Source organism: Actomonas spartinae (genome assembly GCF_051209155.1).
Classification (GTDB): Bacteria; Verrucomicrobiota; Verrucomicrobiia; order Opitutales; family Opitutaceae; genus Actomonas.
In genome coordinates this window covers 309,214-327,797 of the sequence record NZ_JBPJGB010000001.1, presented here as the reverse complement: position 1 = coordinate 327,797, position 18,584 = coordinate 309,214, and the positions used below count along the sequence as shown (strand labels likewise).

Annotated in this window: 11 protein-coding genes; 7 read left to right on the top strand and 4 right to left on the bottom strand. The window is 65.6% G+C overall.

Annotated features, from left to right (window positions below):
- Positions 1-29: 29 nt before the first annotated feature.
- Complete coding sequence (locus tag AC0MRV_RS01310) at positions 30-443, bottom strand: VOC family protein (RefSeq protein WP_472762614.1); 414 nt, start codon at positions 441-443, stop codon at positions 30-32.
- Between the two features lie 117 nt (positions 444-560).
- Here AC0MRV_RS01310 and AC0MRV_RS01305 point away from each other — a divergent pair, with 117 nt between their 5' ends.
- Positions 561-1,412 (top strand): RDD family protein, encoded by an 852-nt coding sequence (locus AC0MRV_RS01305; protein WP_472762613.1) that lies wholly within the window; start codon positions 561-563, stop codon positions 1,410-1,412.
- Between the two features lie 44 nt (positions 1,413-1,456).
- Here the strand turns inward: AC0MRV_RS01305 and AC0MRV_RS01300 are convergent, their stop codons facing one another.
- Positions 1,457-3,073 carry a M28 family peptidase gene (locus AC0MRV_RS01300; protein ID WP_472762612.1) on the bottom strand — a complete coding sequence of 539 codons (1,617 nt, stop codon included), beginning with the start codon at positions 3,071-3,073 and terminating at the stop codon, positions 1,457-1,459.
- 158 nt (positions 3,074-3,231) lie between these two features.
- A complete protein-coding gene (locus tag AC0MRV_RS01295; protein WP_472762611.1) occupies positions 3,232-4,506 on the bottom strand; it encodes a fasciclin domain-containing protein in 1,275 nt (424 codons plus the stop codon).
- Between the two features lie 205 nt (positions 4,507-4,711).
- Here AC0MRV_RS01295 and AC0MRV_RS01290 point away from each other — a divergent pair, with 205 nt between their 5' ends.
- From AC0MRV_RS01290 to AC0MRV_RS01275, 4 genes are all read left to right on the top strand, one after another.
- Positions 4,712-5,617 (top strand): MerR family transcriptional regulator, encoded by a 906-nt coding sequence (locus AC0MRV_RS01290; RefSeq protein WP_472762610.1) that lies wholly within the window; start codon positions 4,712-4,714, stop codon positions 5,615-5,617.
- 47 nt (positions 5,618-5,664) lie between these two features.
- Positions 5,665-6,366: a hypothetical protein gene (locus AC0MRV_RS01285; RefSeq protein ID WP_472762609.1), complete on the top strand. Its 702-nt coding sequence runs from the start codon at positions 5,665-5,667 to the stop codon at positions 6,364-6,366.
- 98 nt (positions 6,367-6,464) lie between these two features.
- Positions 6,465-12,659, top strand: a complete 6,195-nt coding sequence (locus AC0MRV_RS01280; RefSeq protein ID WP_472762608.1) for an immunoglobulin domain-containing protein — start codon at positions 6,465-6,467, stop codon at positions 12,657-12,659.
- A gap of 73 nt (positions 12,660-12,732) precedes the next feature.
- Entirely contained in the window at positions 12,733-13,173 is a 441-nt protein-coding gene (locus AC0MRV_RS01275; protein WP_472762607.1) for a VOC family protein, read from the top strand.
- Positions 13,174-13,183: 10 nt separating this feature from the next.
- Here the strand turns inward: AC0MRV_RS01275 and AC0MRV_RS01270 are convergent, their stop codons facing one another.
- Positions 13,184-14,314, bottom strand: coding sequence for a Gfo/Idh/MocA family protein (locus AC0MRV_RS01270; RefSeq protein WP_472762606.1), 1,131 nt, complete (start codon positions 14,312-14,314; stop codon positions 13,184-13,186).
- 253 nt (positions 14,315-14,567) lie between these two features.
- Between AC0MRV_RS01270 and AC0MRV_RS01265 the strand changes: the two genes are divergently transcribed.
- Entirely contained in the window at positions 14,568-18,068 is a 3,501-nt protein-coding gene (locus AC0MRV_RS01265; RefSeq protein WP_472762605.1) for an ATP-binding protein, read from the top strand.
- A gap of 75 nt (positions 18,069-18,143) precedes the next feature.
- A complete protein-coding gene (locus tag AC0MRV_RS01260) occupies positions 18,144-18,581 on the top strand; it encodes a MarR family winged helix-turn-helix transcriptional regulator (protein ID WP_472762604.1) in 438 nt (145 codons plus the stop codon).
- Positions 18,582-18,584: the final 3 nt, after the last annotated feature.

The window sequence follows — 18,584 nt, the reverse complement described above, 5'->3', positions numbered from 1 at the left end:
CGCGCTCAGCGTCCATTCGCCGTTTCGCTTCAGCCCATCGGACTGCACAGTTCCACCAGGTGACCATCCGGATCGCGCACGTAGGCCACCACCTGTCCCCATGGTTTGGATACGGGAGTAGCGAAAGGCTCGGCTCCGTTCGCCACCGCGACTTGAAATGCGCCCGACACGTCGGCCGTGACAAACGCGATCTCCGCCACCGCCGGGGCGGCTCCACGGGTCGGCAACATCGGCTCAATCCCCAGCACCTCGGTCGCCTGGGCCTCACTGACAAACCCCAGCCTCGTCGCCCCCGTCTCCAGCTCCCCGTAGCCTTTGTCTCCATCTTGGTGAAACATGCGCCGACGCAACCCGAACGCCGCCTCGTAGAACGAAAGCGTCGCACCGACATCACGCACGTAGAGCAAAACATAACCAAGCGACAAAGCGGGACCACGACTCATGACCCCACTGTGATTCAACGCCCCCCATCCGGTCGATGCCGATCTCGATTCAACACGCCCCCGACTCCCGCCTCGCCTTCTTCGCCGGGACGCAAATGCTGGCCGGGTCTCACCGCCATGGCCGAAGAACCGTCCCTCGAAGCCGCCGCTGCCGCCGCCTTGGATGGCACCACTGAACCGCCGTCCAAGCGCCGGCGCGGCGTGGTCGACCCCGAGCGCCTGCGCGTCGCGCCCGATCTCGTCGGGCGTCGGCTCGCCTCGCCTATTCAGCGGGCAGCCGCGATGGCGGTCGACTTGGTGGCGATCGGCGCATTGTCCCTGCTCGCCCACCCGGTGCTCGGTCTGCTCACCGGCGCGACACTCGCCGCCCTCGGCACGCGTCGCGAAAGTGATGCCAAAACCTGGACGGTCGTGCGCTGGGCTCTGATCGCGCTCGGCGCCGTGGTGATCCTGCTCTCCGGCGCCGCGCTTGCCGGCCAGCCCTTGGTCCGCACCGGCGCCTTCAACCTCGCCGCGGAAAAGGAGGCGCCCGATCTCTCGCCGGTCGTCATCAGCCCGACGCCAAGCCGCGACGAGTTGCGCGCCGCCGTGGCCAAACTCGATGCTCAGGTCGACTACCTGCAGGACCAGAACGCCGCGCTGCGCGATGAGATTCGCGGCAACTCCTGGCTGCGCCTCGCCGCCGACTCAACGCGCACGATGGGCTTCACCTTCGGTTGGGCCGGCGTGTATTTCACCCTGCTCACCGTGCTGCTGCGCGGCCGCACGCTGGGCAAACTCATCCTTCGCACCCGCACCGTGCGGCTCGACGGCCGCCGCCTCACTGCGATGGATGCCTTCATTCGCAACGGCGGTTACGCCGCCGGCCTCGCCACCGGCTTGATCGGTTTCGCCCGCCTGCTCTGGGATCCCAACCGCCAAGCCATCCAAGACCGCATCGCCGGCACCGTGGTGGTGCGCGAGACGTAGCGTAGATCGAAGTCGCGCCCCACTGTAGCCGGGGTCGGTTCGCCTCACTCCTGCATCGGGCCGTGGTAGATGCGGCCGAAGAAATCGCCTTTCAACCACACCGGATCGGCCGTCTCGTCGGCCACCGCGCCGAGAAGGTTTTCCAGCAGGCGCGTGAAGGCGACGGCGCTGTCCCAATCGATCGGGAGCGAGAGGTCGTCCGAGGGGCGGTGGTAGTGGTTGCGGCGGAAATCGCGTTCATGCTCCGCCGCTTCGCCCTCGGTGTTGCCCGCGCTCAGGTAAAGCGCCGGCACGCCTTGGCGCACGAAGGAATACTGGTCGCTGCGCACGAAGATCACTTCCTCCGGAATCGGGTCTTCCACCACCGTCCAACCCTGCGCCGCCGCCACCTCGCTGAAGATCGCGCCGAGCGTGGAGTGTTGGTCGCCGCGCCCCAGCACTTCGCGGTTGGGCACATGCAATTGAGTCATATCGACATTGAGGTTGGCGGCGTAGCCACTCAGGCCAGCCGGCGGATTGCGCGCGAGATGCAGGCTGCCGAGCAGGCCCTTCTCCTCGGCCGTCACCGCGGCGAACAACACCGGTCGCGCGCGCTGCGGTCCGTTCACGAGCGCCTCCGCCGCGGCCAACATGATCGCCGTGCCGGTCGCGTTGTCATAGGCGCCGTTGTAAATGTTGTCGCCGTCGATCTCCGGACCGATGCCGAGGTGATCAAGGTGCGAGGTGATCACGATCGGCCGGTCTGCAAGCGCCGGATCGCTGCCCGGCAACAAGCCGAGCACATTCGAGGACGAGGTGCGCTCAAAGGTCGCCTCGCCGTGCAAGGTGACTTCGCAAGCCAAGGGGAAGTGCATCACCTCGCCGCGCTCCGCCGCCGTATGGGCCTCATCGAGACTCATCGGCGCGCCCTCAAACAGCGCGGCGCCACCGCCGCTGCGCACCGTGGCCGAAACCCGGATGCCGGACAAACCGTCCACCACGCCACCGTCTGGATCGATCAGACGCATGCGGGCAAAGCGCTGGCGGGCCAAGCTCACCGCCCACGGCGTGCGCTGCGCGTCGTCGGGCTTGTTGAGATAGACCATGCCGATCGCCCCCGCGGCTTCGATCGCGTCATACTTGCGCCGCGAGAAATGGGCCCGGGCCGTCACCGGCAAGTGCTCGGGCGCCCCCGCCAACACCACCGCGATCTTGCCGGTCAGGTCGACCCCCTCGAGGTCATCATGGCCAAACTCCCCGGCCCGCACACCGAAGCCGATGAAAACCGCCGGCGCCCGCACCGTCTCGCTCGTCGAGTCATAAGCCGGCCGCGCCGTCATGTCGTTGAGCGCTTCGAGCGCGACCTCCGCACCATCGGCCCCGTGCACGACCAGGCGACTGGCCTCAAGGTTCACCTGCGCCGAGAGCAGCGGCACGGTTTGAAAGTAAGCCTCGCCCTCGCCCATCGACCGCAGGCCGAGACGTTGAAACTGCGCCGCCACGTAGCGCGCCGCGATGTCAAAGCCCCGCGTGCCGGCCGCGCGCCCCTCCAACAAATCGTCCGCCAGAAATGTCCGGTGCGCCTCGATGATGGGCTGCAGGTCCTGGGCCGGTGGTTCGGTGGCGAGCAAAGCACCGCTCGACAAGGCGGTCAGCGTCAGGGCGAAACGTTTCACGTGCATGCGCCGCAAGCTGCGCCGGTGCCGCGGCCGGCGCAAGAAACCGCCCGCCTCCACCGCAAAAAAAAACCGCCGCCGGGAACGAGCCGGCGGCGGTGCGACAATAACCTATAACTTACTATGAGATTCCCCCAACCCAACGGGGAAAGTGGTGGGACCGCTCACATCGGCGGCAGAATCACAGTGTCGATGAAGTGGATGACGCCGTTGGAGCTCTGCCAGTCGACGCCGGTCACGGTCGCGTTCTCGATCATGACGCCGCCCTCGGTGCTGAGGGTCGCCATGTCGCCGTTGGCCATGGTGACTTCGCCGGCGGTGACCGCGGACGACTCGACCTTGGCGCCTTGGATGACGTGGTAGAGCAGGATGTCGCGCAACGTCGGGATGTTCTCGTCCAACAGCAGATTCTCCACCGTGCCCGCCGGCAGTTTGGCAAAGGCCGCGTCGGTCGGCGCGAAGAGCGTGAACGGTCCGGCGCTGTTGAGCGTGTCGACGAGACCCGCGGCCTGCACCGCCGCGACGAGCGTGGTGAAGTCGCCCTGCGCGACGAGGTTCTCAACGATTGTCTGACCCTCCGGCGCATCGCCCGGCAGGATCACCGTGTCGATGACATGGATCGTGCCGTTGGTGCCCATCCAGTCGACCTCGATGATGTTGGCGTTGTCGATCATGGCGCCGTTCTCCACCGAGAGGCTGGCAGGCAGACCATTGGCCATCATGAGCGGGCCATCGGCCACCGCCGAAGCCGGGACCTCGGTGCCGGACACCACGTGGTAAAGCAGGATGTTGGTCAGCGTCGGGAGATCACCAAGCAGACTTTCGACCGTGCCTTCGGGCAACTTGGCAAAGGCTTCATCGGTCGGCGCGAAGAGTGTGAACGGACCGGGCCCGGAGAGCACCGCATCCAGTCCGGTCGCGGTCACGGCGGCGAGCAAGGTGGAGAATCCACCGGACGCGACGAGGTTGGCCGGAATGCTCTTTTCTTCGAGGAAGTAGGCTTCGACCAAACCATTGGCCGCGACGGCTTCACCGTGCAGGTGCGCTGAGTAGAGCCCCGGCACGAGATTGGCGATCACCGCACTCTCGTTCTCGTAAGCCGGCGCAAAACCGGTGGCGCGAATCGCGTAGGATTGCCCGCCTTCGCTCCAATTGTCGTTGGCGGCCAACTCGGTCGTGCCGGTGAACACCGTGAGCGCGGGGTCGCTGAGCACATTGGCCACATCGTAGTCGGCGAGGGTCGGGCCGATGCCGCGGAAGAGCACCTGAACATAATCCGTGGACGGACCTTCGACGACCACCCCGGCGATCATCGTATCGTCACCGGTGCCGGCGAGGCCGCGCGTCGCAACGTTGGCGACTTTGACCGTGGATTGGGCGGAAAGGAGGGAGGCTGAAAGCAGCGCTCCACAGGCGAGGAGGGTAGTTGTGGATTTCATAGCTGAGGTGGTTCGAAGATAAACAAAAGCTACACAAAAGATACTCGGAGGGACGTTTTTGTTTCATTTTTGTGCGCTTCAACGTCCCCGAATCCCGGCAGCTCGCCTCACTTCCCGCTCATTTCGAGTGGCTTATCTTGATTCATCAGCCAAAGGCGCTGCACTTTTTTGTTTATTTTTTGTTAGGTTTTTACAGAGTCCGACCATGCGCGTTCCCATCAAAATCGCCGCCCAACGCAGTGGCCTCTCCCCGCAGCGCATCCGCATGTGGGAGAAGCGACACGGCATTCTGACCGGCACGCGCGGGCCCACCAACCGGCGCCAGTTCTCGGCCAGCGAGGTGGAGCATCTGGGGCTGCTGCGCGAGGCCACCGAAGCGGGACATCGCATTGGCGATATCGCGGATCTCCCCGCGACCGAGTTGCGACGACTCATCGCCGACCCGGCTGCACCGGCCCGGGCCACCGCGCCCGGGTCCGACGGCGCCATTGCGCGAGCGTTGGACGCCATTCAACAACTCGACGAGGAGGCCCTGCGCCAGCTGGTCGCCGAGGAGCAGGCCACCCACGGCCACCAAGGCATGCTGCAACGGTTCATCGCTCCACTGCTGGCGCGCATCGGCGAAAAGTGGTCGGCCGGTGACCTGCGCTCGCACCACGAACACTTTGCCACCGCCACCCTGCGCACGGTGCTGTTGGAAGGCGCGCACACCTTTGCCCCCGAGCCGGGTGCACCCACACTCATCGCCACCACGCCCGCCGGCCAACTGCACGAAATGGGCGCCGTGCTCGCCGCCGCCGCCGCCAAGAACCAGGGCTGGCGGGTGCTTTACCTCGGCGCCAACCTGCCCGCCGAGGAGATCGCCGCCGCCGCCCGCGCCTCCGGCGCGACCCTCGTCGCACTCAGCATCATTCACCCCGCCGACGACCCGCAGCTCCCGCAGCAGCTGCACGCGCTGCGCGACGGCCTGCCCGACGATATCGACATCCTGGCGGGGGGTCAGGCGGTGCCAGGCTACACGACCACGCTTGACCGCATCCACGCGCGCACGGCCGACTCCTTGTCTGCGCTCATCGCGCACTTGCAGCTCGCCCGGCGCGGCCGCGGCTAGGGCCTGTCTTGCCGTCGGCGCCGGCCCCCCCTTCGATGCCGGCCGTCGTGACGCGCGCAATCATCCTTGGGCTGTTCCTCGCGGTCTTCCTGCCGGCGCAGGAGGTGCAGCAGCACGGTGTCGTGTTTGAAAAATGGATACGCGACACCTTTTTCGAGGGTTATGAGCCGGCGAGCTACACCCAGAAGTGGGACATTCCGGCCGACGCCAACCGGCGCCACGGCGGTCTGCCGGTGAACCCCAAGGCCACCAAATACCGCAGCGCCGTCGGTCTCGGCGACGCCCTGCGCCAATACGACATCGACCAGCCCTTCATCCTGCTGCTCGGTTTCTGGGAGCAGGACGGGGACGTGAAACGCTTCGTCAACATCACGCCGGTGACGATTCATCCGGAAACCTGGCGCATGATGTGGGGTCCGGTGACGCGCGCCGACCTCGAGCGCCTCGACGAACTGATCAAGAACCGGGACCTCGACTACCGCGAAGTGCGCCGCCGCGCCCAGGCCATGAAACGCGCCCCGCCCTTCAGCGAGTCGCTCATCGTCCTGAACCCCAAAATCGGCGCCGGCCCCCACGGCCAGCGACGCCTGCAGTGCAGCCTGCGCTTCGACCACATCTTCGACCTCCTCGCCAGCCACGCCGACCGCACCCCCTGCGAAAACCCCACCCTCTGGGGCATCCCCTTCCCCGGCCCCGTCGCCTCGGAAGCGCGGCATTTCGAGGAAGAGAGAAGTCTGACAATACCTTGAAGGCTTTGCCCCTTGCTCTCTATCCGCTCGCTCCGGTAATTCACGTGTTCCCCTGCCCTCCGGAACTGGCCTGCTGGAGTGAAAAACCCTTCTCGTCCATGATCACTCCCTTTGCTCACCGCGGTGAGCTTATTGCCGGCCCATCGCAGTGTTTCCTCACGATCCTGCGCCTCCTTCTGGTGGCAATCGCAACCTGCGCCACCTCGGCACAAACGCCGCTCAAGCTGCTGGAGCCCCCCCAGTCCACCACTGTCGCGCCCGGTGAAACCTTGACGCTGAGCGTTGCCGCCGAGGGCGACGGTGAACTCAGCTACCAATGGCACCACAACGGCTACGCCATCCCGGGCGCCACGACTTCGACGCTGACGATCGCGGAAGCGAACGCACAGGATCAGGGCCACTACACCGTCACGGTGACCGCGGGAGAGAGCGAACTGGCGTCCGATCCCGTGTGGGTGGCTGTGGCTCCGGCCGAGCTCCCCAACATCATGGAAGTGGACTCGTCCTTTGCACCGAGGTTTTCATATCGTCAAGGGACCGCCTACGACGGAGTCGGGATGGCCGACGGATCGGTCATCATCGCCGGCTCGTTCGACAACGTCGGCGGCACGCCTCACACGCTCGCAGCTCGCATTACGCCGGAAGGTGTCCTGGACGATTCCTTCAACCCGGGCCTCGCGGTCGACGGTATTGCCAGTGGCGTGGCGGCGCAGCCCGACGGAAAGATCATCGTGGCCGGTGCCTTCACCGTCCACGTTGGCAACCGCGCCTACCAGGGCTTGGTTCGTTTCGAAGCCGATGGCCAAGTCGACACCGACTGGTATGAGCAGCGACCACAACTTTCGGCGATCAGAAGGATGGTGGTGTTGCCGGACGGCAAACTGCTGGTGGCCGGATACGCTTACGCACCGTTGAACGGCCTCATCCGCCTCAACCCGGACGGCAGCATCGACAACACCTTCACCCGGGGCTGGGGATTCGACGGGGATGTGCTCGACATGACCCGGCAGACGGATGGCTCCATTCTCGTCGTTGGACGCTTCACCACTTACCAAGGCTTCGCGTGCCCCGGCGTGGCGCGGCTGCTGCCCGACGGGGCACTCGATACCGCTTTCCAACTCGCGGAGGCCCTGCCCGGCGAGCCGATTGCGGTTTTCGGTCAATCCGACCAAAAGGTGGTGGTTGGCATTCGAACGAATTCCGAAGCGCCCCACCTTCACCGCCTCACCAGCACCGGCGCGGTCGACACCAGCTTCACACCCGGCACTGCCGTCCCCGTCTACGATCCGCGGTTCTGGCAGCAGGCCGACGGCAAGCTGATCGTCGCCGGTGCCGCCTATCCGCTGCCGCCGCTCATTCGTCTCAATCTCAACGGTTCGCTGGACACCTCCTTTTATCCCTCCGGCGTCACCGCACCAGACCAGCCGTTCTTCCTTTTCCCGGCCGGCAACAATCGCCTTGTCACCGGCGGATCCACGGGCGGCATCGACGGACCGGCCGTAGTTCGCTACGACCTCAGCGGGCAAGCCGATGCCACCTTTCAGGTCAATCTCGGGAACGGCGGGGAAGTCGTCGACCAAGTAATGGATCAGGATGGTTCCATGTGGGTGTCCGGTTCATTCGACAAAGTGAACGGCGTGGTCCGCCAAAACGTGGCCCACCTGCTGTCCGACGGTTCACTCGACCCGGCCGTGCCCGCCGCGACCACCGCCATCGGGCTGGTGCACCGGATGCTCCGCCAAGACGACGGACGCATGGTGTTTATCGGTGGATTTCACACCTTCGCCGGACAGGCGCGCCGGGGCATCGCGCGAACCTTCGCCGACGGCACCTTTGATTTGTCACTGGTCAACGCCACTTCGGCGACCTGGGACCTGCAGGACGGTCTGCTGCTGCCCGACGGACGGATGTTGGTCTGCGGCTGGAGTTCTCTGCAGGGCCACGCCGTCTGGCGCGTGCTCGCGAACGGGACATTGGATCCGACCTTCGATTCCTCCGCCACCTTCGACGGCTTCAACACCAATGTTGCGGCGGCGGTCGAATCGCTGGCCCTGCAGGCCGACGGCTCCATCCTGGTCGGCGGAAACTTTACCAGCGTGAACGACAAACCCTTCGCTGGTCTAGCGCGCCTGCACCGCGACGGCGGTCTGGATGAAAGCTTCAGTGGCGGCAGCACGGCCTTTTCCGGGGTCTCGAAAGTCGCTGTCCTGCCGGATTCGAAACTGGCGCTGCTCGGCGGCACTCAACTCAACACCGAGTTTGGCACCCGCAATGGCTACCTTCGGCTCACCGCCGAGGGTGAAGTGGATCTCAATTTCGCCGGCACCGGCACGCCTACTCAAGCTACGGCCTTTTGGGTCCAACCCGACGAAAAGTGGATCATCGGCGGCTACCGGGGACACGCCCAACGCCTCGAAACCAGCGGCGTCAGGGACAACACCTTCGCGGCGGTCGAGGCGGAATATTCGAGCGAAGGTCGCATCAACTACTTTCTCCCTTGGCACAACAACCAGCTCTTCGTCGGCGGTCGCAACCTCCGGGTGCCCGGTGAACCCGAAACCGCCCTGGTCCGCATGCGCCCCTTGGACCTGAGCAACGACGCCTTTGCCACGCCGCAAGCCTTCCCAGCCGGCGGAGGTTCGATCAGCACCAACAACGTTTTCGCCACTCGGGAGACCGACGAACCGCAACACGGCGGCCTCACCACCGATCGTTCGGTGTGGTTTACCTGGACCGCGCCAGCCGACGGACGGGCGGAAATCGAATCCAGCGGCGACTCATTTTTCCCCAAGGTCTTCATCTACACGGGCGATGATCTCGGCGACCTCACCTTGGTCGGTTTCACCGAAAGTTCCCTCCCGGCATCGTTCAACGTCACCGCCGGCACCACTTACCGCATCGTCGCCACCGGGGACCCGGGCTCAACCGGGGGCGGTCCGCTCACGCTCACCCTGACCCAACCATTCGTCTTTCGCGACGGACCAGCCGACACCACCGCTCGCGCGGGCGAAACCGTGACGCTCAGCCCCGACGTCGAGGGCGACAACCTCACCTACCAGTGGCGCAAACACGGTTTCCCGATCGCAGGCGCCACCGAACGCAACCTGGTCATCCCGGCGGCGGATCTCCATGACAGCGGTCTTTACGACGTGACCGTGGGCGACGGCAGCCTGACGATCACGAGTCCGCGCGGCCGCCTCACCGTTTATCCTGCGGCGGAACCCGACCTCATGGAAATCGATCCCGCCTGGGTGGTGCCGCTTAGCGGCGGCATCACGGTGGTGAACGCGGTCGCCTCAACGGCGGACGGTGGCTTCGTGATCGCAGGGTCCTTCGATACCCTGGGCGGGCATAACACGTCCCAAGTCGCGCGCGTGCACGCCGACGGCACCGTCGACACCACCTTCACCTCCGACACGACCATCGAGGGCGACATCGTCGAGATTCTCGAACTCGACGACGGGAAGGTGTTGGTGGGGGGGCGGTTTGAGGCCGGAGCCATGTTCACCCCGCTGCTGCGTTTCAATCGCGACGGCTCGCTCGATTCCACCTTCCAACGCTTCCAGGGGGACGTCTCCCTCACCCGCTTCGTCGTCGATTCCGGGGGAATCATCTACGGCGCGGGTTCGCTGCTCGAATCACCCTCCGGTCCCGTGCGACACCTGTTCCGCTTCGGCGCCGACGGCCGGTTGGACGCGACCTTCACGGCCGAGCTGCCGACCACAGACGCCTCCATCCCCACCCTCGCCGTAAGTTGGGATCGATCCATCTTCGTGGGCCACCAAACGTGGATCGAAGCCGAGTCCCGCTACGCGCTTCGACTCATCCGGGTCCTCCCCGACGGCACCCTCGACAACGAATTTAATCCCGACCTCTCCGCCTTCTCCGAATTGCGAGACCTGCGCTGGGGCTCGAACTACACGATCTACGTCACCGGTCTCGGGGGCTCGCCCGAGCGGGCCCGTTGGCGCCGCTACTTTGCAGCCAACGGCGTCATGGACGGTGGCTTCGCCGGGGAAGGCGCGCCCGCCAACGACCGCATTCGCACCGCGGTGGTGCGGGATGGGTCCCTGCTCATCGGCAGCACGCGCCTTTATCACACCTTCACGGACGGCCGGATGAAGAACCTCCCCGTCTGGAACACGCTGAACACCGTGACCGATGTGGCGCTCGACTTCGCCGGTCGGCCGTTGGTCGCCGCCGCTCGCAGCAACGACACCAGCGCAAGCGAAGCGATCACACGGCTCACGACCAACTTTGCGGTCGACCCGACCATGTCCCTTTTGCCGACCCATCGACGTCGGGCTTACGACCTGTGGCTCCAGCCGGACGGACGTCCGGTGATCGTGGGCGATTTCACTCACGTGCAGAACGCCTGGAGCCCCTACATCGTCCGCCTGCAGACCGACGGCTCGATTGACTACACCTTTAACGCTCCCTCCGTGGACGGACGCATCCGCAACATCGAACCACAGGTCGACGGGAAGATGCTGATCACCGGCGACTTTAACTGGATTGGCAGCACCCCCCGCGACGGACTGGCCCGCCTCAACCGCGACGGCACGCTCGATCTCACGTTTGCTCCGCCGCCCGGCTGGACCGGCTTGGGCGACTTCGCCACCACCGCTTTCGTGCGGGCCTTGCCGAGCGGACAGGTGCTCATCGGCGGCTCCTTTGGCCCGACCTCGGTCCTCGATCCGGATTTGCACCTGCTCCATCTGACCGCCACCGGTGGCGTGGTGGACACCTTCGTTCCGCCCTTTGCTTCCGCCGCGCTGGAAATCGTGAACGCATGGGAGACCCGCGACGGCGACATCGTGGTGGGAGGCAATCACCTCACCGACCACAGCCCGGTGCTGTTGAGACTCTCCTCCAACGGCGTCATCCTCGTCGACTACGCGACCCAGTTCGACGAGTTGACCACCATCCGCGCCCTGGCGCTGGGCCATGACGAGAGCCTGTGGGTCATGGATGACTTCGGTTTGCATCATTTGAACCCGGACGGCTCTCCCGCCGAGGGCTTCTTCGACGTGGGCCGCGCCGAATCGTCGCCGTTCCATCTCGCCGAGGCAGACTTCGATCTCTTGCCACTCGCGTCCGGCGACGTGCTGGTGGCAGGTGGTCGCCGAACCCGGATCATCGGCGACCCAGCGGCCTTGCAGCCGATCACCAAATTCGGGGCGGACGGTTTCGAGGACTCGGACTTCACGATCCTCGGTCTCGACCAAGAGGTGACCGCCGCAACCGCCCGCGCCGACGGCAGTCTGATCCTCGGAGTCTCCGGGGCGCTGCAACGGGCGATCAGTCTGCGATCGCCGCTGCCTGATTCTAACGGCGGCGCGACTACCGTTGTGAGCTCGATCGGCCAGACCGTGGTGCTCGACGCCGGTATCGCGGGTCGTCTCCTGACCTACCAGTGGTTCAAGGACGGCGTCGCACTGCCGGGCGAGACCGGCGCCTCGCTCACGCTCTCCGACATCGAAGCCGCCAACGTCGGCACCTATCAGGTCAGAGCAACCAATCCGCTTGGCGTCACTTGGGCTACCCCAGGCACGCTGCTGGTGCCGACCGACGGCGAGTCCATTTACACGGGCAATCACCGCGTCATCGCCTCAACCGGTCCCGACGACCAACCCGACAGCTACACCGTGGCGAATCGACTGAGCCTCACTCGGGCGACCTCAGGCCTGAGCTGGTCCGTTCTCCTGCCGGAAGGTTGGACCCTGACACCCGGTCCCAGCACCGCGACCACGAGTCCCGCCGCGACCAGCACAAGTCTCGCGGAATGGACCTGGTCGGGCACCACGGACACTGAGATCAATTTCGACTACACCCTCACCCCGCCCGCCTCCGTCGGGAGTTTCGCCTTCGCCGCAATGGCCGCCGCCACCATCAACGGCGAATCGATCGAAATCATGGCCCGACCGGATCCGTTGCGGATTCGGCGCGGCGTGCTGCACAGCGCCGACGTGGACGGCGACCGACGCATTTCATTGAGCGAGCTGCTGCGCGTGATCGAACTCTACAACACTCGTCACGGTAGCCAGCGCACGGGCGCCTATCGCCAGGATGACTTCACGGACGATGGTTTCGGCACCGATACCTTCACCGCCCCCACCGAATCGATCTGGCTCGCTCGTCACCACAATGCGGATACCGACGCCGATGGCCGACTCAATCTCTCCGAGTTGCTGCGCGTGATCGAACTCTACAACACGCGCGCCGGCACCACCCGCACCGGAGCTTACCGCCCGGAGGCGGGCACGACGGACGGATTTTCGCCCGGAGAATGATTTTTTCAAAAAAGCGGCAAAGGGTGTCCGTCCGTTCCAGGTTCAGACGTAGGGTTCTCGAACTTCACCCCATATGAATCCTCCCTTCGTTGAACCCTACCTCTTCTTCGGCGGTCGTTGCGCCGAGGCCCTTGAATTTTACCAGACCGCCGTCGGGGCGCGCGTCGAGTTTATGATGCGCTACGACCAGAGCCCGGATGGCCCGCCCGAGGGCATGCTGGCGGAGGGCTTTGCCAGCAAGATCATGCACGCGTCCTTCTTCGTCGGGGAGTCCCACCTCATGGCCTCCGACGGCTGCAAGGAAGACGACCGCAGCCGCGGCGGCTTCACCCTGTCGCTGACCGTGGCCGATGCCCCCGCGGCCGAGGCGGCGTTCACCGCCCTCAGCGAGGGCGGCGCGGTTTCGATGCCACTGGGCAAGACCTTCTGGTCCGAGAGCTTCGGCATGCTCACCGATCGCTTCGGGATCGAGTGGATGGTGACGACGCCGGTGAAGGAAATGCCGGCGCCCTAGGTCGTGCCGATCAGCCGAGTTCCACCGCCTCGCCCGAGGCCGAGGCGCGGTAGATGGCGTCGATGAGCACCATGTCGCGGCGGCCCATTTCGCCCGGCACGATGTCTTCGCCGTGGCCCAGCACCACGGCCGCAAAGGCGTCCATCTGGTGCGCCTGTTGGTTGAAACCGTCGAGCGGTGTCAGCGCATCGCCATCGAGCGTCATGCGCAGCCGGTCGTAGGAAAACGCCGGTTGCAGGCGAAGGGTGTGGTCGGCGGCGCGGGCCGCAAAATGGTTGGAGCCTTCGACACCGCTGGAGGTGCCATCAAGTTTGGAGCCGTCGGCCCATTCGAAGGTCCAGTTGATCGTTTCCTCCACCTCGCTGAAATAGTCGGGACGCGTCTTCGGCGGCTCGCTGGCCGTCACCCGCACGGGCATCTCGCCGCCTTTGGCCATCAGCGCGGATTGGATCACGTAGATGCCCGTGTTGGGCAACTGCCCGCCGCCGGCGAGCTCTTTGTCCACCCGCCAGTCGTCACCCGTTCCCATACGATAACCAAAGCCGCCGTTCATCGCCACCGGCCCGCCCCAAGCCTGTTCCGCCGCGAGCGCCTTCACCCGTTGGTGGTAGGGATGGAAATGCAGGCGATAGCCCATCGAGAGTCGCACCCCGGCGTCCCGACAGGCGGCGATCATGTCGTCGCACTCCGCCACACTCACCGCCATCGGTTTTTCGCACACCACCTGCTTGCCCGCCGCCGCGGCCGCCAACACATCGCGCCGGTGCAGTCCCGGCGGCGTCACCACGTAAACGATGTCGATCGCCGGATCCTCGGCGAGGCGTGGCATCGTGTCATAATCGTAGATACTGCTCTCGCTGAACCCATACTCACGCGCCCAGCGCCGACCTTTGCCCTGCGGATCACCGGTCACCACCCCGCGCAATTCGCACAAGCTCGTCTCGCGCAGCGCCGGGCCGAGTTGGCCGGTGGAGTAGCCGCCCAATCCCACCAGCGCCACACCGAGTTTGCGGCGCCCGCCGAGCAAATCCTGCGCCTTCGCCGACCAACTCAGCCCCAGTCCGAGTCCAGCCATACCCATCACGGATTGGCCCAGAAAACGACGACGCGACAGCGGGGAGAAAGCAGGTTGAGTTTCCATGCCGGCAGCATGATCGCCCCCGCCCGCCGTGCAAACGCTTGGCGTGTTTCCGGCAAATCCTGCGTAAATCACCCCACCGCCCTGCGTAGTTTCTTCGCTTAGAAAATGCGTGTGCACGCATACAGTTCCCCCTCGTGGCCCGGATCTACTGGCCTGGTGCTGTGCACAATGGCGCCGATCCGTGGCCACACCTTTTCTTTCCTCCATGACTCTCGAACCGCCTCTTTTCGACCGGTGCGTTCGCCGGGCGTGCATGCTCGGCGGAACCCTGGCGGCTACCGTCACGGCATGGGCGGCCGAGCCGGTCACCGCCACCGCGACCAGCGAAGCGGCATCGCGGTTGGCCCGCACCACCACGGAGTTCTGGAATCTCGCCACCGAAAACCCCGACACCGACCTCGCCTACGACATCGAGTGCGACGTGCTCTACTACAATCCGTTCTGGACGATCATGTGGATCGATTCCGGCGCGAAGGGTGAATACGCCGATCCCGGACCGGGACCGCGCCCCTACCAGTCGGGCGACCGGGTCCGGTTCACCGGCGTCATCCCCGCCCCGGTCACTGCCCTTACCTTTGCCCACGCCACGGCCACCGTGGTTGGACGCGGCCACCCCACCGCACATCCACTGCCCGAAACCGAGTCGGGCTTCGACGCCTTGCGCAACAGCTTGGTGACCGTGGACGCGTGGGTCGACAAGCAGGACATCATCGACCAGGACTTCATCCGGCTGACGCTTTCGCGCCAAGGCCGGACGATGACCGCCAACGTCACTTGGAAAGCCAACGGCCTGACCGATGGCTTGGTCGACCGGCGCGTGCGGATTGAGGGCGTGTTCGCCCCCCGCCAAGATCCCGCCGGGCAGATCACGGAGCTGCAGCTCATGGTTCCCGGCGTCGAGTCCATCGAGGTGCTTGGAGACGTCGCAACCGACCCCGCCTTTACGGCGGCGCGGGTCAGCATCGATTCACTGGCCAACCTGCCTTCCGGACAAGCCGTCCTCCTCCGCGGCCGGGTGGTGGATCAAAACGTTGGCCGCACCCTCACCATTCGCGATGAGTCCAGCCAACTCACCCTGACCACCGAACAGGTTCGCTACGTGAATGCCGGCGAAACCGTGGAAGTGGTCGGCGAAGTGGATCACACCAAAGCCTTGGCGACGCTACGCCGCGTGGCCTTTCGCGCCATCCCACCGGTGTCCGCCGACCGCGCCAGCCCCACCGCCAACCGCTACTTCCTCAACCTCGCGGCCCGGGTGCGCGAACTGCCCGAAGCTGAACTCACCCGCGAGCACCAAGCCACGCTTCGCGGTGTCGTTACTTGGAGCGACCCCGATTCCACCACGTTCTTCGTCGCGGATGCGAGTGGCGGCATCGAAATCGACCGCACTCCCGCGATGCCACACGTTGATCCCGGGTCCTTTGTTGAAGTGCGCGGCGTCGTCCGTGCCGGCGATTTTGCGCCCATCATCCACGCCAACCGTCTGACCGCCATCGGCACCCTGTCCTATCCACTCGGTCGGGAAGTGAGCCTCGAGCGCGCCCTGACCGGTTCGGAAGACGCGCAATGGGTCACCATGCGCGGCTACGTTTTCGACGTGTCCCGCAACGACGGCACCTGCACCCTCCAGCTCTCCACCACGGAAGGCGACTTTGCCGTCGAGGTGTCGTCTCGACGCAACCGTCGTGACCTGCTGCACTCGGTGGTCGAGGTCGTCGGCGTTTGTCGGGCGCGGGCCAACTCCCAGCGCCAGCTCGAAACCATCGACCTGCTGGTTCCCGATGAAACCCTCTTGAACAGCATCGACAGCCCGCCGGCCGATCCCTTTGCCCTCGCTGAGCTCCCCGTGTCGCGCCTCGGACGCTTCAATCCCGGCGCCAACGTTCTCAACTTCGTCAACATCGCCGGCACCGTCCTCTACCATCAACCGGGGCGCTGGCTCTACCTCGCCGATGGGGAGGAGGTGATTCGCGTTCACACCCGCGAAACCAAGCGGTTGCCCCGGGGACGTCACCTTGAGGTGGCGGGACGACTGGGTCGCGATCAGGGCGAAATCGTGCTCCGGGAAGCCCTGCTGCGCTCCCGGGGAGAGGCCCCCCTGCCGGCCAGTGTCGAAATCGCACCTGACTCCACCGACCTGTCCGGTTTGGCCGGTCATCTTGCGACCTTCACCGGCACCCTGATCAACCTGCTGGAGACCAAGGACCGCATCCGCTACACCGTGCAACAAGGCTCCCTCGTGATGGAGGCCGAGTTGGCCCACGATCACCACGACTTTCCAAACGACGCCTTCGCCCACCCCTCCAACGGTTCCACGCTGCGCCTCACCGGGGTGCTGGTGCCGACCTCCGAGGGGACCCGATCGAGTGCCGCCGGCTATGTGCTGCAACTGGCCGAGCCCGCCGACGTCGCCCTGTTGCACGACGCCCCCTGGTGGACCTCGCGCCGCCTCACCCAAGCCGCCCTTCTGCTGGTGCTCGTCCTCAGCCTCGGCATCATCTGGGTGCGGGTGCTGCGCCGCCGCGTGCGCCACCAAACCGCCCTGCTCAAACGCCAGATGGCACGCGAAGCCCGCCTCTCCGAACAACTGCAGGACGCCACGCGCCTGGAATCCCTCGGCCTGCTCGCCGGCGGCATCGCCCACGATTTCAACAACCTCCTCACCGTCGTGCTGGGCAACCTCTCGTTGCTGCGCCTCGACCTGCCAACCGGTCACGAATGCGAGGAAAGCGTCGCCGACGCCGAGAAAGCCGTGCGCCGCGCCCAGCAACTCACGCTGCAACTGCTCACCTTCTCCAAGGGCGGCTCGCCCGTGTGCAACGCCGAGGATCTTCCCGGCATCGTCAACGAAGTGACCGAGTTTGCCCTGCACGGCAGCGGAGTGTGTTGCGACACCCGCGTCGCGCCCGACCTGTGGGCGGCGCATGTCGACAAGGGCCAAATCTCCCAAGTCGTGCAGAACCTCGTCATCAACGCCCAACAAGCCATGGGCGGCGAGGGCCGACTCGACCTTCGTCTCACCAACGTCAGCGACTTCGCCGAGTTGCCGCCCACGCTTCCGGAGGGACGCTTCGTGCGGCTCGAGGTGCGCGACACCGGCTGCGGCATCCCGGAGGACAAGATCAAGCGCATCTTCGACCCCTACTTCTCGACCAAACACGACGGCCACGGTCTCGGCCTCGCGACCGTCTACTCCATCGTGCGCAAACACCACGGCGACATCGCGGTCACCTCGCAACCCGGACGCGGCACGACCTTCACGGTTTGGTTGCCCGCCGCCCGCGGCACCAGTCAATCCGGCACGCCCTTCGCCGCCAAAAAGCTTCCCCCCCGTGGCCACGGCCAACGCATCCTCGTCATGGACGACGAAGCCAGTATCCGCGCCCTCGCGACCAAGATGCTCCTGCAGCTCAACTACGAGCCCGTCGCCGTGCCCGACGGCGACGCCGCCATCGAAACCTTCACGGCCGCTCAGGCCAACGGCCACCCCTTCGCCGCCGTCATCCTCGATCTCACCATTCGCGGGGGCATGGGCGGCGCCGACACCTTGAAACAACTGCGGCTGCAACAACCCGACCTGCGCGCCATCGTATCGAGTGGTTACTCGTCCGACCAAGCCATCGCCGCCCACCAGGAGCTCGGCTTCGACGACCTGATTCCGAAGCCCTACGAGCTCGAGAACTTCGCCACGACTCTCGCCAACCTGTTGGCCCGACGCAGCACGCCCCCGGCCGAAGCCGCCGCCGCGCGGTGAGCTGAGCACACCGTTGTGCGGGATCCGCGTGATCGTTTGTTGACATATCAACTATTGTTGTATCAACCATATTTCATGCCCACCCCGCCGTCCATCGAACTCGTCGTGCAAACCCTCCGCACCCACAACGCGCTGCTGCGGGCCAGCCGTCGTCTCTTCCGCCCCTACGGCCTGTCCGAAGCCCAGTTCAACGTGCTCCACGTGCTGCACGATGCCGGCGACGCCCTTACCCAGCGCGAACTCAGCGAAATTCTGGTCGTGGACCGCTCCAATGTCACCGGCCTCATCGATCGCATGGAAAAGGCCGCCTGGGTGCGCCGCGCGCCCGTGCCCGAGGATCGCCGCGCCTACCGCATCGTGCTCACGCCCGCCGGACGCAAGCTCTGGCAAACCGTGCATCCGGTCTACGCCGCGGCCGCCCATCAACTCGCCGCGCCACTCACCGCCGCCGCACTCACAACCACGCTGCGCAGTCTCGCCACCCTCGAGGCCGAGGCCAACGGCCTCGAATAACCC